Genomic DNA, 16,303 nt, shown 5'->3' with positions numbered 1-16,303 from the left:
TACTCCGGCGTGACATCTTGCGACGTTCGGGTTTGCCGTGGACCGTGTTCCGGTATGCAGGGGGAAGGCCCTCGCCGGGAACCTCCGCGCGACGGCCCCCGTTCAACTGACAGTCACGAGGGGGTGGGTGCATGTCCGGAGAGCTGGGCACTGCGGAGATCCACGCCGGCCGGGCCACCGGCACGGCCGTCGCCGAGGATCTGGTCCCGCGGCCGCGGGTCGAACCGCTCCGACCGCCCGGTCCCGGCGCCGGATCCGAGACGCCGCCCGGCTCCGGACTGGACACCCGGACGCTCTCCCGCTCGCTGTTCCTGCGGCTGGCCGCGCTGGACCCGGGCAGCGCCGAGCACACCTACGTCCGCGACACCCTGATCGAGCTCAACCTGCCGCTGGTCCGGTACGCCTCGGCGCGCTTCCGCAGCCGCAACGAGCCGATGGAGGACATCGTCCAGGTCGGCACCATCGGCCTGATCAAGGCTATCGACCGCTTCGATCCGGAGCGCGGGGTGGAGTTCCCCACCTTCGCGATGCCCACCGTGGTCGGCGAGATCAAGCGCTTCTTCCGGGACACCAGCTGGTCGGTCCGGGTGCCGCGACGGCTCCAGGAGCTGCGGCTGGCGCTCACCAAGGCCGGCGACGAACTCTCCCAGCGGCTGGACCGCTCCCCCACCGTCGCCGAGCTGGCGGCCTGCCTGGGGGTCAGCGAGGAGGACGTGGTCGAGGGCCTGGCCGTCGGCAACGCGTACACCGCCAGCTCGCTCGACTCCAGCACCGGTGAGGAGGACAGCGACGGGCCGCTGGCCGACCGGCTCGGCTACGAGGACCTCGCCCTGGAGGGCGTCGAGTACCGGGAGTCGCTCAAGCCGCTGCTGGCCAAGCTCCCGCCGCGCGAGCGCCGGATCATCATGCTGCGGTTCTTCGGCAACCTCACCCAGTCGCAGATCGGCGAGGAGATCGGGATCTCCCAGATGCACGTCTCCCGGCTGCTCACCCGGACGCTGACCCAGCTGCGCGAAGGGCTGATCAACGAGGGCTGAGCCGCCCTCGCCGGGGCCGGGTCGGATCATCCGGCCCGGCCCCGGCGCGTGTTCGGCCTCCGGGCCGGCCCGTGCGGGGCGCGGGCCGGTCCGTACGCGTGCGGGAGGCGGGCCGGTCCGTCAGGGGCACGGCGAGGCTCGCGCAGGGCACGGCAAGGCCCGTGCGGTGCGATTCAGGCCATCACCGGGCGGGGCCGTGAACGGCCGCGGAATCCGCCCGTCGGGCGCCCGGCGCCCGTCCGGACCGCGGGCACCGGACCCGCCTCGCGAACCGGGAACGGCGTCCGACCAGCGGGGATTCCGCAGCCTTCGGTGACGCATTCCATACGCTCCGGAATCCCCCCGGCTCGGTATGCTGATCGACGCCGCGAGCGCCCCCATTGCAATTTCGGACTCTCCCGTGGCACAGCACTGCTCGATATTGCATGAACCTGCCCAGTAGGGCGACGAGTTGTGCAAGAGTGTCATGCGCAACGGCGACAGTGCAGGTGCCCCGCCCGCCCGCTGAGCCACACCCTCGGTAGCCATCCGTAGCACTCAGCTTCCGGTTTTTCATTTTCAATTCACTATTTGCGCCACCGGCACGGTTCCGGTCACAATCAGCGCCTTCATGGCCTCGCCATGAACGTTGGTAACAGGTTCGCTGCACTCTCGCCCAATCGGTCCCTCGCACCGCTGTCCCTCGACCAGGATGGGCCCGGGCAGCCTGCTGCCCGCGAACAGCTACACGGGCAGGCGAGCGCCGAGCAGCGCGGCACCTGCCCCAAGGGGAGGATCACCATGGGTCGAGCGACCCGAAGAGTCGCCGCGTGCGCGGCGGCAGTCCTGCTGGCCAGCGGCTTGCAGACCACCCTGGCCCACGGCGACACCACGCCGCCCAGGATCGACCTCACCGTCCTGGTCGTCGACGACGGCGGCCCGTCCGTCGCGGCCATCACCGCCGAGCTGAAGAGCCAGGGCACGCCCTACAAGGTCGTCAGCCTCAACGACCCCAACCGTCCCGTCATCAACTCGGCTTTCCTGAGCGACACGTTGAACGGCCAGCCCCGGGGGAAGTTCCAGGGCATCGTGCTGCCCAACGAAAACCCCTTCCCCAACAGTGCCGCCGAGATGACCGCGATCGCGACCTACGAGGCCGCATTCAACGTCCGCCAGATCGACGCGTACACCTGGGCCAACCCGGCGGTCGGCCTGAACTACGCCCAGAATCCCGGATTCGTGGGCACCCTCGACGGATTCCAGGGCGCCACCACGACGGCCGGAACTTCGGGCCCGTTCGGGTACCTCAAGGGAAGCGTCCCGTTCGAGGACAACGACCCGAACGTCAGCGAGAGTTACGGCTACCTGGCCACCCCGCTCGCCAGCTTCCCGGCCGGCGCCTCGTTCGTCCCGCTGGTCGACGCGCCGATACCCAGCAGCACCGCCCGCGGTTCCCTGGTCGGCGAGTACACCCACGACGGCCGCAAGGAACTGGTCGTCACGTTCGTCTACAACCAGTACCAGCAGCAGTACCGCCTGCTGGCCCGCGGCATGGTCGACTGGCTCACCCAGGGCGTCCACCTCGGCTACGACCGCAACTACTTCGCCACCCACGTGGACGACGTCTTCCTGGCCGACGACCGCTGGGACACCGTGCTCAAGTGCACCCCCGGCGACGTCACCTGCCCGCCCGGCACCCCGGACAGCGCCGCCCCGATCCGGATGACCGTCGACGACGCCAACCACCTCAAGCAGTGGCAGGCCGCCAACAACTTCACCCTGGACATGGTGTTCAACGGTGGCGGCAGCGAGGACTGGAAGGCCGACCACGAGACCACCGTGGACCCCACGGCGGACCAGATGATCGCCGACCAGACCAACTACCGGTGGGTCAACCACACCTACACCCACCCGTACCTGGGCTGCGTCCAGAACGTCACCGTGGTGCCCTGGGTCTGCTCCAAGAACTCCGCGGGCGCCACCGTCTGGGTCGACCAGCCCACCATCTCCGGGCAGATCAAGAACAACTCCGACTGGGCCACCGCGCGCGGCCTCCAGTACGACCCGCAGACCCTGGTCACCGGCGAGCACTCCGGGCTGCTGACCGCTCCCCAGGAGACCAGCGACAACCCGAACCTGGCGCCGGCGCTGGCCGCCAACGGCATCAAGTTCACCGCCAGCGACGCCTCCCGCGAGACCGGCCAGCGGGCCGTCGGCTCGTCCACGCTGACCGTGCCGCGGTACCCGATGAACGTCTTCTACAACGCCGCCACGGCGAAGGAGGAGACCGACGAGTACAACTGGATCTACACCAGCAAGGCCAACGGCGGCAGCGGCGTCTGCGAGAACAACGCCAACTCGACCTGTCTGCCGCAGCCGTTGGACACCACCACCGGCTACCAGTCGTACATCGTGCCGCTGGAGGCGCGGATCGACCTCGGCCACGTGCTGAACAACGACCCGCGGCCGCACTTCGTGCACCAGTCGAACCTGTCCGAGGACCGCATCCTGTACCCGGTGCTGGAGAAGGTCCTCGGCACCTACCGCTCGCTGCACGCGGACAACGCCCCGATCGTGAACCTGAGCCAGCGCGAGATCGGCCAGGAGTTCCAGCGCCGTGCCGCCTGGAACACCGCGATCGCCGCCGGCAAGGTCACCGCCTACCGGATCGGCAACGCCGTCACCGTCAGCGCGCCGTCCGGTGTTCAGGTGCAGGCCACCATGCCGACCGGAACTGCTCAGAAGCTGGCCATCGGTACGGGCGGGTTCGGGTCGTCCTACGCCGGTACGCTCTCGGGTTGGGTGTCCCCGGGCGCGCTGCAGAGCAGCGTCACCCTGCAGCTGCCGGCCGCGCCGGCCGCGCCGGCTCCCGTCGCGCCGAGCGTCGCGGCCAAGTCCGTCCCGGCCCCGGCGCCGGCGGACAAGAAGGTCGTGCCGCAGGGCGTCGCCACCCCGGTCCCGGTGGGCCCGGGCGACAACGCCCGCAAGCCCGCTCCGTCGCTGGTCCCCGGTAGCGGAACCCCGGTGCCGGGCAAGGGTGTCGCCGCTGGCACCATCGGTCAGGGCGGCAACGGCGACCACGCCGCGGCGAAGAACGGCAAGGCCTCTGGGGGGACGGCCACGCCGAGCAGCGCCACCGGACGCTCCGACAACCGGTAACCGGTACCACCCGCCGGTGGGGCCGGGCCCTCGCCCGGCCCGGCCCCGCCACGGCTCCCGTTCCGGCCATCCAGGCCGGAACCGACGCAAGAACAGGAGGGGGACAGGAATGCGCGTCACCCTGCTCACCGAGGGGACGTATCCGCACCAGCACGGCGGCGTGAGCGTCTGGTGCGACCAGCTCGTTCAAGGCATGCCGGACGTCGACTTCGACGTCATCGCCGTCACCGGAACCGGCCACGAACCACTGGCCTGGGAACTTCCCGCCAACGTGCGGTCGGTCACCACCGCACCCCTCTGGGGCCCGGCCTCGGAAGGCCGGCCGCCCCGCGGCAAGGAGATGCGGCGCTTCCTCAACGCGTACGAGCGCTTCCTGCACTCCGTCCTCGACCCGGTCTACACCACCCACTTCGGCACCGAGCTCTACAACTTCGCCGACCTCGCCCGCGCCGGGCTGCTCAGCCCGGCGCTGCGCAGCGAGCGGGCGCTGCGCACGCTCCAGCACGTGTGGACCCGCGACTACCTGCCGACCGCGGTCTCCCGGCCCACCCTGCACGACGCCCTGAACGCCACCGACCTGCTGGAGCACGCCCTGCGGCCGCTCTCGGTCGAGCCGCCCAAGGACGGCGTCGCGCACGCGGCCAGCGGCGGACTCGCCACCCTGCCGGGGCTGATCGCCGCTCAGCAGTACGGCGTACCGTTTCTGCTCACCGAGCACGGCATCTACCTGCGCGAGCGCTACCTCGGCTACCGCACCGGCCCGTACCGCTGGCCGGTCAAGGCGCTGCTGCTCGGCTTCTACCGGATGCTCGCCGAGGAGAGCTACCGGCAGGCCGCGCTGGTCACCCCCGGCAACCGGTACAACCGGCGCTGGGAGGAACGCGGCGGCACACCGTCCTCGCACATCCGCACCGTCTACAACGGGGTGGACCCGGCGGCCTTCCCGCCGGCCGGCCCCGAACCCGAGACCCCGACCCTCAGCTGGGCCGGCCGGGTCGACCCGATCAAGGACCTGGAGACGCTGATCCGGGCCTTCGCCATAGTCCAGCGCGAGATCCCCGAGGCGCGACTGCGGCTCTTCGGCGGCACTCCCAAGGGCGGCGAGGCCTACCGGGACAGCTGCATAGCCCTGGCCGCCGAGCTCGGCATAGCCGACTCGGTGGCCTTCGAGGGCCGCGTCGCCGACATCACCGACGCCTACGCGGCGGGCAACGTGGTCATGCTCTCCAGCATCAGCGAGGGCTTCCCGTTCACCCTGATCGAGGCGATGTCCTGCGGCCGCGCGACCGTCTCCACCGACGTCGGCGGCGTACGCGAGGCCGTCGGCGACACCGGTCTGGTCGTCCCGCCGCGCGAGCCCGAGCCGATGGCGGCCGCCGCGATCGAGCTGCTGCGCGACGCCGAACGGCGCGCCCGGCTCGGCGAGGGCGCCCGGCTGCGGGTGATCGAGCAGTTCACCCTCCGCCAGAACATCGACGGGTTCCGCGGCATCTACACCGAGCTCCTGGGCACCGCCCGCTGGATGCCCGGCGGCATGATCGCCGTCACCGACCAGGTCCCCAGCCCCGACTGGGACCAGCAGCTGGCCGTCGCCACCACGCCGGAGCCGAGCGAGGTGGGCGCGTGAACGAGCACCGCGAGCGAACCGATGACAGGCGCGTGTTCCACTCCGTGGCCGCCGAGCCCTGCGAGGTGGGCGCGTGAACGAGCACCGCGAGCGAACCGATGACAGGCGCGTGTTCCACTCCGTGGCCGCCGAGCCCTGCGAGGTGGGCGCGTGAGTGGTCCACTGCGCCTCGTCCCGGACGAGGCCGGTCCCGAGCACACCGTGCAGCTGCGCGCGCTGCCGCTCAAGCGGCGTCGGCCGGCGCCGCCGGAGCCGGAGCACGAGCAGCCGCTCTACCTCTCCGCGGACCCGCTGGACGAACTGGCCGAGCGGCTGCGCGACGTCTGCGCCGACGCCGTCCACCCGTACGAGATCGCGGCCTTCCTGGAGTCCGACGGCCTCTCCGACGAGCAGGCGGCCCTGCTGTACGGCCGCCCCGACGCGTTCACCGTCGCCGAGGAGCTGTTCGAGAAGGTCGATCGCCGCTACCCCGGCCCCAGCTCCGAGTTCGCCAATCCCTGGCGGGCCGACCCCTGGCGCTGCGTGGTGCGCGGCCTGGTGTTCGCCCTGCCCGGGCTCGGCTACCTGCTCGGCGCCAACCTGTTCGCGACCACCCGGATGCGCTTCGGCCTGCCCTCGGGCATGCTCGCGCTGTCCGTCGCCACCCTGGTCAGCTGGGGCTTCAACCAGGCCCTGGCGCACCGCTCCTACCGCTGGCTGGGCCGGCTGCGCCGCCGCGAGGCCGCGGTCTGCCTGGCCGTCGGCGCCCCGGTCGGCGCCCTCGTCGCGGCGGCCTCCGCGTACCTGGTCGGCGGGCCGCTCGGCGCGCTGTGCTTCGCCGCCGGGCAGTCCTGCTACCTCGGCGCGGCCACCGTGCTGCTGGTGCTCGGGCGGGAGAAGTTCCTGCTGCTGGCGCTGGCCCCGGCCTCGGTCGGCGCGGGTGTGGTGCTGGCGGCGGACGTCCCCCAGGTGGTCCGCACGGTGGTGCTGCTCGTCTCGGCGCTGCTGGCGGTCGGTCTGGCCGTCCGGGAGCTGCTGGTCTGCATCCGCGGCGGCGAACGGGAGTCCGTCGAGCTGAAACTGCCGGTCCGCCACGAGGTCCCGCACCTGCTGTTCGGCCTGGCCTGCGGGGCGCTCACGCTGATCGCCGGCCTCGGCGGGACCATCCACCAGGCGGTGCTGACCGACGGCAACGCCACCCAGGAGACGTCGACCGCGCTGACCGGCCCGGCGATGATCGCGCTGACGCTGAGCCTGGGCCTCGCCGAGTGGCTGCTGTTCCGCTACCGGGCGATGGCCGTCGCCGCGCTGCGCACCAGCCACACCGGCGGGCAGTTCTCCCGCCGCACCGGCGGCATCCTGCTCGGCTGCCTGTTCATCTACCTCACCACCGTGGCCGCGCTGGACGCCGCCGCGACCGTGCTGTGGCCCGGCGCCCCCTCGCTCGGCGTCCCGCAGCTCGGCGCGATGCTGCTCCTCGGCGGCTCGCTCTGGCTGGCGCTGCTGCTGAACGCCTTCGGGTTCAGCTGGAGCACCGCTCTGATCTGCCTGGCCGCCGCGGTCGCCGAGAGCGCCGGGCTGCTGGCAGGTGCGGACCCGATCGTCCTGCAGCTGATCGGCTGCGGGGCGGCCGCCGTCGTCCTCACCGCAATCGCCGGGCCCGCGCTCGGCCGCACCACCCAGCACCGCTGAACGGCACCACCGACCGGCACCACTGCGCAGCGCGGCTGAACAGCACGGCTGAACAGCGCTGCCGGTCGGCGCTGTCGAACATCGGGCACCGCTGAACAAACATCGAATATCCCGCACGCCCGAATTCGCGTGCACCGCCGTACCCGCTCCACCTGAGAACCCACCTGGCCACGGCGGCCGGCCACCACAGAGCGCCCGGCCGTCCCGGCAGATCGAGAAAGCGAACCCCGCATGAGCAGCGTCGCGGTTACCGGAGCCGAGGGCTTCATCGGCTCCCACCTCGTCGAGACCCTGGTCGCCGACGGGCACCACGTCCGCGCGATGGTCCAGTACAACTCGTTCTCGTCCTTCGGCTGGCTGGAGACCCTGTCCGAGGAGGTGCTGGACTCGGTCGAGATCATCCTCGGCGACGTCCGGGACCCGGGCTCGGTCAACGGCCTGGTCAAGGGCACCGAGGCGGTCTACCACCTGGCCGCCCTGATCGCGATCCCGTACTCCTACCGCGCCCCCCACTCGTACGTGGACACCAACGTCACCGGCACCCTGAACGTCCTGGAGGCGGTGCGCCACCTGGAGATCCCGCGCCTGGTGCACACCTCCACCAGCGAGACGTACGGCACCGCGCAGACCGTGCCGATCACCGAGGACCACCCGATCAACTCCCAGTCCCCGTACGCCGCCTCCAAGGCCGGCGGGGACCGGCTGGCCGACAGCTACCACGCCAGCTTCGAGACCCCGGTCGTCACCCTGCGCCCGTTCAACACCTTCGGCCCGCGCCAGTCGATGCGCGCCGTCATCCCGACCGTGATCGCCCAGGTCGCGGCCGGCCAGACCGAGATCACCCTCGGCGACCTGCGCCCGACCCGCGACTTCATGTTCGTCAAGGACACCGCGAACGCCTTCCGCACGGTGGGCACCGCGCCCGCCCCGACGGTGGTCGGCCGGACCTTCAACGCCGGTACCGGCGGCGAGATCTCGGTCGGCGACCTGGTCACCCTGGTCGGCAAGCTGATGGGCGTGGACCTCCTGGTGAAGGAGGACGAGCAGCGCATCCGTCCGGCCAACTCCGAGGTGATGCGCCTGGTCGCGGACGCCACCCGGCTGCGCGAGGCCACCGGCTGGGCCCCGGACTTCAGCCTGGAGCAGGGCCTGGAGCAGACCATCGAGTTCTTCCGCGACCCGGCCAACCTCGCCCGCTACAAGACCGACATCTACAACGTCTGACCGCCGCAAACGATCATGCTCGTCCTGGTAGTCGAGGTTCGTGTCCTGCACATCCTTTCCGTGGGGGAAACACCATGCACGCAGTGATCCTGGCCGGCGGTAAGGGCGTCCGTCTCCGCCCGTACACCACCGCGCTTCCCAAGCCGCTCGTCCCGATCGGCGACCAGCACGCGATCCTGGAGATCGTGATGCGCCAGCTCGCCGCCGCGGGCTTCCAGAGCGTCACCCTGGCCATCGGCCATCTCGGCCACATCATCCGCGCCTACGTCGGCAACGGTTCGCAGTGGGGCCTGCGGGTCGGCTACGCCGTCGAGGACAGCCCGCTCGGCACCATGGGCCCGTTGCTCACCATGCAGGACCGCCTGCCCGAGCACTTCCTGGTGATGAACGGCGACATCCTGACCGACCTGGACTTCGCCGGGGTGCTCAAGCACCACGAGGCGTCCGGGGCCCCGCTGACCATCGCCACCTACGCCCGCCAGGTCAAGATCGACTTCGGCGTGCTGACCTCCGCCGAGGGCAGCATCACCGGGTTCCAGGAGAAGCCCAGCATCGACTACCGCGTCTCGATGGGCGTGTACGGCGTCTCCCGCTCGGCGCTCGCCGCGTACACCCCGGGCCTGCCACTGGGCTTCGACGAGCTGGTGCTGGACCTCCTGGCCGCCCGGACCCCGCCCGCCGCCTACGAGTTCGGCGGCTACTGGCTGGACATAGGCCGGCCCGACGACTACGACCGGGCCAACGCCGAGTTCTCGTCCATCCGCCCGGTCCTGATGCCCTTCGAGTCGACCGGCGCCGTGGCGGGCGTCGCGGACCTGCCGATCCCGGCCGCCCGCACCGCCCCGGACGACGCGGTCGCCGAGCCCGCCACGGCGGGCGCCGAGACAGACGGACGGGCCGCGTGAGAATCCTGCTCCTCGGCGGCGACGGCTTCCTCGGCCGTCACGCCACCGCCGTCCTGCGGTCACTGCCCGGTGCCACCGTGCTGACCGCGGGGCGGCGGCCCGCCCACGACCTCCGGCTGGACCTGGCCACCGCCCAGGCCGGCCCGCTCGGCGACGAGCTGTCCGCACTGGCCCCCGACGTGGTGGTCAACTTCGCCGGCGCGGTGGCCGGCAGCGCGGTCAAGCTCGCCGAGGTGAACGCCCGCGGCCCGGCGGTGCTCTGCGAGGCGCTCGCCCTGGGCGCCCCGAAGTCCCGTCTGGTGCACATCGGTTCGGCCGGCGAGTACGGCGTCTGCGCGGAGGGCGACTCGCTCTCCGAGGACGCCGACGCCCGCCCGGTCGGCGTCTACGGCGCGACCAAGCTGGCCGGCTCCCTCGCGGTGGCCGGCTCGCCGCTGGACGCCGTGGTGCTCCGGGTGTTCAACCCGGTCGGCCCCGGCGCCCCGGCGGGCTCGCTGCCCGGCCGGCTGGTCGCCGAGCTGCGCCGGGTGGCGCCCGAGGGCGCCGACGGCGTGATCACGGTCGGCGACCTCTCCGCCTACCGCGACTTCGTCGACGCCCGGGACGTGGCCGAGGCCGTCGGCCTGGCCGTCACCGCCGAGCGTCCGCTCCCCCGGGTGCTCAACCTGGCTTCCGGGAAGGCCCGGCAGGTCCGGGCGATCGCCGACGGGCTGGTCGCCGCGGCCGGCTTCACCGGCCGGATCGACGAGAGCGGGGCGGGCTCCGAACGCTCGGCCGCCGTCTCCTGGCAGCAGGCCGATGTGTCGGCTGCCGCCCGGGAGCTCGGCTGGCACCCGGAGACCGAACTCGGCGACACCCTGCGCGACTTGTGGCTCGACACCGCCGCGCCCACGTCCGACCCGGTGGTCGCATGACCGCCGGGCACACCCCCGACGGCCGCCTGCTGGTGCCACTGTACGTCCACCCCGCGGTGGACCCGGCGGCCTGGCGGGCGGTCGCCGCCGCCGACCCCGCCCGGATCGCCGCCGTCGTGCTCAACCTCGCCGACGGCCCGGGCGAGTCCCCGGACCACGTCTTCGCCGAGGCGGCCGACGAACTGCGCGCCGCGGGGCTGCCGTTGGTCGGCTACACCGACACCGAGTACGGCCGCCGCTCGCACGCCGCCGTGGTCGGCGACATTCTGACGTATCGTCAGCGCCATGGCATCACCGGCGTCTACCTCGACCAAGTGGCCGCCCACCCGGGCGCGTTGGCGCACTACCGGCGACTGGCCACGGCCGCCCGCGCGGCCGGCTGCGGCACCGTGGTGTTCGGCCACGGCGAGCATCCGGACCCGGGCTACGCCGAGGTCGGCCTGGCCGACCTGCTGGTCACCTTCGAGGGCGACTGGGACACCTACCGCACCATGACACAGCCGCTGTGGACCGGCCGACACGCGGCCTCCCGCTTCTGCCACCTGGTCTACGACGTCCCGGCCGAGCACGCCCAGGACGCCGCCGCCCTGATCGCCGCCCGGCGAGCCGGCGTCGGCTGCGCCGTACCGGGAGCCGGGGAGAACCCCTGGCGCACTCTGCCATACGGCCTGAACGCCGCTGAACTGACCTGACCCGACTCGGAGTTCGACTACCGTGAACCGCCGCAACCGGCTACTACCGGCCGCCCTGGCCCTCGCCACCGCCACCGCCCTGCTGGTCACTTCGTGCAGCAGCTCGGGATCGGAGGACGACCAGGACTCGGCCGACGGCACCCCGAGCAACTCCCCCGCGGCCACCGCGCCCGGCACCCCCGGCGCCCCCGCCACCCCCGACGCGAGCACCACCGCCCCGGGCACCCCGGCACCCGCGACCACCGCCCCCGGTACCACCGGAACCACCGGCCCGGCACCGGGAACGCCCGGCGGCAGCACGCCGCCCGCCACCCCACCGGGGACCGGCACCACACCGGGCAACCCCGCCCCGCCGCCGACCGGCGCCCGCTGGCAGCCCACCCCCGGACTGACCTGGCAGTGGCAACTCGGCGGCGGCGTGGACCAGTCGGTGGACGTCCCGGTCTACGACATCGACGGCTTCGAGAACGACGCCTCGGTGGTGGCCGCGCTGCACGCCAAGGGCCGCAAGGTGATCTGCTACATCAACGCCGGCTCCTGGGAGAACTTCCGCCCCGACTCCGCCGCCTTCGCCAAGTCCCTCCAGGGCTCGGACACCGGCTGGAAGGGCGAGAAGTGGTTCGACATCCGCAAGCTCGACCAGCTGAGGCCGCTGATGGCCGCCCGCTTCGACATGTGCCGGAGCAAGGGCTTCGACGCCATCGAGCCGGACACCATCGAGGCCTACAACCAGAACAGCGGCTTCCCGCTGACCCCGGACGACCAGCTCAAGTACAACCGGATGCTGGCGCAGCTCGCCCACGAACGCGGCCTCGCCATCGGCCTGAAGAACGACCTGGACCAGATCCCGGCGCTGCTCGCGGACTTCGACTTCGCGGTCAACGAGGAGTGCGCGCAGTTCGACGAGTGCGAGCGGGTCGCCCCCTTCGTCAAGGCGGGCAAGGCGGTCTTCCACGTCGAGTACAAGCTCGACACGAACCAGTTCTGCGGCAAGACCAAGTCGCTGGGCTTCAGTTCGATGCAGAAGAAGCTCGACCTGAACGCCTGGCGCAAGCCCTGCTGAGGCGTTCCACTCCCGTCGCGCGGGTGACCCGGTCCAGGGTCACCCGCGCGAGGGTCACTTGACCGCCAGCCAGATGACGCCGCCCAGGACGACCAGCGCGACGACGGCGATCAGCGCGATCACCCCGGTGCGGCTGCCGCTCTTGGAGCTGCCGTAGGTGGAAACGTTGCCCGGTGCCTGCGGTGCCGGGGTCTCGTCGACGAACGCCCGGAACATCTGGGTGCTGCCGGCGGGGTCGTAGTCGTTGTCAGCCATGGCACGGACTCTAACGAATCCACCCACCTCGGGCACACCCCGGACCCCCGTCGCGCACACCACACCACCCGCACGTGCGACATCGGTGCGACAGCCTCGCCCGGTTCGCGGAATGCCCCGCCCCGCAATCCGGTTGACTGGCCTCATGACCGGAAACCACAGCCGGGTGAGCCTCGGCACCTCCGACCTGTCCGTCTTCCCGCTCGCCCTCGGCGGCAACGTCTTCGGCTGGACGGCCGACGAACAGCAGTCCTTCGCCGTCCTGGACGGCTACGCGGCGGCCGGCGGCAACTTCATCGACACCGCCGACGTCTACTCCTCCTGGGCCCCGGGCAACACCGGCGGCGAGTCCGAGACCGTCCTCGGCAACTGGCTGCGCAGCCGCGGCAATCGCGAGGACATCGTGATCGCCACCAAGGTCGGCATGCTCGCCGAGCGCACGGGCCTGGGCGCCGCCACCATCAAGGCCGCGGCCGAGGACTCGCTGCGCCGCCTCGGCGTCGAACGGATAGACCTCTACTACACCCACCGGGACGACGACACCCCGGTCGAGGAGTTCGTCACCGCGCTGGACGAGCTGGTCCGCGAGGGCAAGGTCCGGGCGGTCGCCGCCTCCAACATCTCCGCCGAACGGCTCGCCGAGGCGCTGGCCTTCGCCGAGCGCGAGGGCCTGGCGAAGTACGTCGCCGTCCAGCCGCACTACAACCTGGTCTCGCGCGGCACCTTCGAGGGCCCGCTGGCCGACGTGGTCGCGGAGCACGGCCTGGCCACCGTCCCGTACTACGCGCTGGCCTCCGGCTTCCTCACCGGCAAGTACCGCCCGGGCGCCCCCGGCGTGGACAGCGCCCGTGCCGAGGGCGCCGCCCGCTACCTGGACGATCCGCGCGGCCCCAGGGTGCTGAAGGCGCTGGACACCGTCGCCGCCGAGCAGGAGGCGGAGCCCGCCTCGGTCGCCCTGGCCTGGCTCGCCGCCCGTCCGACGGTCGCCGCCCCGATCGCCAGCGCCCGCACCGTCGAGCAGCTCCCACCGCTGCTGGCCGGCGCCACCCTGGAGCTCACCCCGGCGCAGACCGCCCTGCTGGACACCGCCTCCGCCTGAGTCCCCGGCACGCGAACGGGCCCCCGGCAGCGCCTCACTGCCGGGGGCCCGGTGCGTTCGCCGGCGGCTACGGCCGGCCGAAGTGGGTCGGGTAGTAGCCCGAGCTGAGGGTCGAGATCCGGACGGTCGTGCCCGGCCGGGGTGCCTCCACGAACTTGCCGCCGCCCAGGTAGATCCCCACGTGGTGGATCCCCGAGGCCCGGCCGCTGTCGGACCAGAACACCAGGTCACCGCGGCGCAGCTGCCCGGAGCCGATCGGCGTGGTCGCCGCGTACTGGTCGTCGGCCACCCGGGGCAGGCTGATCCCCGCGCGCCGGTAGGCCTGCTGGACGAGCCCCGAGCAGTCGTAGCCGGACGGGCCGTTGCCGCCCCAGACGTAGGGCTTGCCGAGCTGGGCGAGCGCGTAGTCGATGGCCGACTCCACGCTCCCGGAGGCCGACCCGGAGTTCACCGGCGGACGGTTCGCGGGCTGCGCGGGGGCCTGGGCCGAGCCGCCGCCGGACTGCCCGGTGCGGCTGGCGTACACGTCGTAGTGGCTGGTCCAGCGCCACTCGCCGCTGCCGTTCTTGAACCAGTACTTGGAGCCGTCCCAGCCCTGGCGCATCCCGCCCGAGGAGGCCGGGCCGTTGGAGACGGCCTGGGTGGAGCCGGCCGAGCCGCCGGACCCGGCGTGGTTCGCGTACACGTCGTAGTGGCTGGTCCAGCGCCACTCGCCGGAGCCGTTCTTGAACCAGTACTTGGAGCCGTCCCAGCCCTGCGTCCCGGCGTCGGCGTGCGCGGTGCCGACCCCGGCCGTCAGGCCGACGACGCCCGCGCCCGCGAGCACGGTGGTGGCCAGACAGGTGCTTCGCACCGCACGGTGTATTCGACTGCCGCCGTCCCCCGCCGAGCGGGCGGTGCGCGGCCGGGCCGCGCAGTTCGGGCAGCCGCAGCCCGCGATCGCGGGAACGCTGCCGAGGCTCTCCTCGAAGCCCATCAGACCGCGGTCACCGTCGGTGCCGGTACCAGTACCGGGGCCGGGCCCGGTGTACGTGCCGGTGGCTATCCTCATACGGGTCGTCCTTCCTTCCTCCCGGCACGGGCGGCCGGGGGCGGTACCGAGGCGGCCACTCCGGCCGGGGCGACGAAGGCGACCAGCAGCTGTTCCATCAACGCGCTCCGGGCGGCCTCGTCCAGTTCGTGCGCGGTCGCCCGCTCCAGCCGGCGGACGGCGAGCGCCGCCGCCTCGACAGCGTCGTCCACCAGCACCGTCCGCAGGCCCGCGTCCAGGTCGGCCAGCCGGCGCCGGCGCATCGACTCGGCCACCTCGGGCGCGTACTCCAGGGCCAGCGGCTGCACCGAGTAGACCTCCAGGCCGGCCGGGGCCGCCTCGGCGGCCAGCGCCCTGGTCATCTCGTCGGCGAACCACTGCCCGTCGCGCAGCGCGGGGCCGGGCGCCGCGTTGCTGTCGCAGGGCAGGGTGGACGCGGTGCGGGTGAGCACCGCCTGGACCTGCTCGCGCAGGTAGCCCTCGTGGTCCTCGATCGCCAGCAGCGCCCGCGCGGTGTCCTTGACCCGCCAGACGATCAGCAGCCGGACCACGATCGGCGTACCGGTGCGGTCCACCACCTTGACCGGCTCGCTGCGCCAGTGCCGCAGCCGGACGTCCACCCGGCGGCGGCGCAGCAGCGGGTTGACCCAGACCAGGCCGGTCCGGCGGACGGTGCCCCGGTAGCGGCCCCAGCGGGTCAGCACCCGGGTCTCGCCGCCCGCGTTGGCCAGCAGCCCGGCGAGCGCCAGCACCACCAGCAGTCCGGCCGCACCCGCCGCGGCGATCGACTTGGTGTCCGTCTCCACGCCGCCGCTCTCCTTCGCGGCGGTGCCGCGCAGGTCGGGCAGCGCGTCCCAGTGCGGGATGACGCCGGTGCGCAGCAGGACCAGCAGCACGCCGGCCACCCCGATCAGCACCGCCAGCAGGGCGATCCAGCCGGGCAGCGCGGCGGCGCGCTGCTCGCGCAGCGCCTGGTCGGCGCGCGGCGGACGCCGGGAGGTGGTGGCGGTCGGCACCCCGGCCGCCGTGGCTCCCAGAAGGTCGACGGTTTCCGGCGCGGCCGTCTCCAGTGGGTCGCGCGGATCCACCCGCTCGCCCGGTGACGGGCTCGGGACGACGGCCAGCGGGGTGGTCGCCGGACCGCTGTCGGCCGGCCCGCCCGGGGCGAAGGTCTTGACCAGCGTGGCCTTGGCCAGCGGACTGGAACCCGAGGCGGAACGTTCCGGCAGCGCCGGGGGAAGCGCCTTGGGCAGGTTGTCGGGTCGCTGCGAAGAATCGCGGGTGACGTCCATGCACGGGTCCTCTGGGTCGGTGTGTCGCGCAACGGGCGGCCCGGATCTGACGGGCAGTGCCAGGGTCAGGCTAAGTTCATACGTCATCAAATGCGACATTTGACCGAGGTGTGTCGACATTTACTGACGAATCATTCGATACTGACCTGACGCGCAGCCACATGAACGGATGGTCGGGACGGTTCGGCGCGGTCAGCGCCGAGGAGCACCGGCCCCGAGGCCGGTCACCCGACGGGTGACCGGCCCCGGGCCGGCGGACACCAGCAGGGATCCGGCGGAGCCGATGCGCGGGTCGTACTCGCGACACCTGCGCCCTCGGGCCGGGCCCACCCGTTTGGCGGTCATCCGGGTGGCAG

Annotated in this window: 12 protein-coding genes and 1 pseudogene; 10 read left to right on the top strand and 3 right to left on the bottom strand. The window is 72.5% G+C overall.

Going from position 1 to position 16,303, the window contains the following annotated elements:
- The first annotated feature begins 131 nt into the window (after nucleotides 1-131).
- The 9 genes and pseudogenes from ACFRMQ_RS08360 (at nucleotide 132) to ACFRMQ_RS08320 (ending at nucleotide 12,271) form a co-directional block, all read left to right on the top strand.
- The gene (locus ACFRMQ_RS08360; protein WP_380728271.1) at nucleotides 132-1,037 is read left to right on the top strand and encodes an RNA polymerase sigma factor SigF; all 906 of its coding nucleotides are present in this window, start codon (nucleotides 132-134) and stop codon (nucleotides 1,035-1,037) included.
- Between the two features lie 780 nt (nucleotides 1,038-1,817).
- The gene (locus ACFRMQ_RS08355) at nucleotides 1,818-4,175 is read left to right on the top strand and encodes a hypothetical protein (protein WP_380728269.1); all 2,358 of its coding nucleotides are present in this window, start codon (nucleotides 1,818-1,820) and stop codon (nucleotides 4,173-4,175) included.
- Nucleotides 4,176-4,284: 109 nt separating this feature from the next.
- Nucleotides 4,285-5,802, top strand: coding sequence for a GT4 family glycosyltransferase PelF (gene pelF, locus ACFRMQ_RS08350; RefSeq protein WP_380728267.1), 1,518 nt, complete (start codon nucleotides 4,285-4,287; stop codon nucleotides 5,800-5,802).
- Nucleotides 5,803-5,952: 150 nt separating this feature from the next.
- Entirely contained in the window at nucleotides 5,953-7,473 is a 1,521-nt protein-coding gene (locus ACFRMQ_RS08345) for a hypothetical protein (protein WP_380728265.1), read from the top strand.
- A gap of 231 nt (nucleotides 7,474-7,704) precedes the next feature.
- Nucleotides 7,705-8,697 carry an SDR family NAD(P)-dependent oxidoreductase gene (locus tag ACFRMQ_RS08340; RefSeq protein WP_380728262.1) on the top strand — a complete coding sequence of 331 codons (993 nt, stop codon included), beginning with the start codon at nucleotides 7,705-7,707 and terminating at the stop codon, nucleotides 8,695-8,697.
- A gap of 74 nt (nucleotides 8,698-8,771) precedes the next feature.
- Nucleotides 8,772-9,473, top strand: a pseudogene (locus ACFRMQ_RS08335) (NDP-sugar synthase); the annotation flags it as partial.
- A 125-nt stretch (nucleotides 9,474-9,598) separates the two neighbouring features.
- Nucleotides 9,599-10,516, top strand: a complete 918-nt coding sequence (locus ACFRMQ_RS08330; RefSeq protein WP_380728260.1) for an NAD-dependent epimerase/dehydratase family protein — start codon at nucleotides 9,599-9,601, stop codon at nucleotides 10,514-10,516.
- Nucleotides 10,513-11,208 carry a spherulation-specific family 4 protein gene (locus ACFRMQ_RS08325; RefSeq protein WP_380728258.1) on the top strand — a complete coding sequence of 232 codons (696 nt, stop codon included), beginning with the start codon at nucleotides 10,513-10,515 and terminating at the stop codon, nucleotides 11,206-11,208. The genes ACFRMQ_RS08330 and ACFRMQ_RS08325 overlap by 4 nt, the downstream gene beginning before the upstream one ends.
- 22 nt (nucleotides 11,209-11,230) lie before the next feature.
- Nucleotides 11,231-12,271, top strand: coding sequence for an endo alpha-1,4 polygalactosaminidase (locus ACFRMQ_RS08320; RefSeq protein ID WP_380728256.1), 1,041 nt, complete (start codon nucleotides 11,231-11,233; stop codon nucleotides 12,269-12,271).
- Nucleotides 12,272-12,325: 54 nt separating this feature from the next.
- On the opposite strand, the gene ACFRMQ_RS08315 is transcribed toward ACFRMQ_RS08320, so the two are convergent.
- Nucleotides 12,326-12,526: a hypothetical protein gene (locus tag ACFRMQ_RS08315; protein WP_380728254.1), complete on the bottom strand. Its 201-nt coding sequence runs from the start codon at nucleotides 12,524-12,526 to the stop codon at nucleotides 12,326-12,328.
- Nucleotides 12,527-12,671: 145 nt separating this feature from the next.
- Between ACFRMQ_RS08315 and ACFRMQ_RS08310 the strand changes: the two genes are divergently transcribed.
- On the top strand, nucleotides 12,672-13,625 hold the full coding sequence (locus tag ACFRMQ_RS08310) for an aldo/keto reductase (RefSeq protein ID WP_380728252.1): 954 nt from the start codon (nucleotides 12,672-12,674) through the stop codon (nucleotides 13,623-13,625).
- Between the two features lie 67 nt (nucleotides 13,626-13,692).
- Here ACFRMQ_RS08310 and ACFRMQ_RS08305 read toward each other — a convergent pair whose 3' ends face one another.
- Together ACFRMQ_RS08305 and ACFRMQ_RS08300 are read right to left on the bottom strand one after the other, a co-directional pair.
- Nucleotides 13,693-14,676 (bottom strand): C40 family peptidase, encoded by a 984-nt coding sequence (locus ACFRMQ_RS08305; protein ID WP_380728250.1) that lies wholly within the window; start codon nucleotides 14,674-14,676, stop codon nucleotides 13,693-13,695.
- Nucleotides 14,673-15,947, bottom strand: coding sequence for an SPFH domain-containing protein (locus tag ACFRMQ_RS08300; protein ID WP_380728248.1), 1,275 nt, complete (start codon nucleotides 15,945-15,947; stop codon nucleotides 14,673-14,675). Before ACFRMQ_RS08300 ends, ACFRMQ_RS08305 begins: the two co-directional genes overlap by 4 nt.
- Nucleotides 15,948-16,303 lie beyond the last annotated feature (356 nt).

This window comes from Kitasatospora sp. NPDC056783 (assembly GCF_042789895.1).
In the GTDB taxonomy this organism is placed as follows: Bacteria; Actinomycetota; Actinomycetes; order Streptomycetales; family Streptomycetaceae; genus Kitasatospora.
The sequence above is the reverse complement of the archived record's forward strand: the minus strand, read 5'-3'. Positions and strand labels throughout refer to the sequence as shown.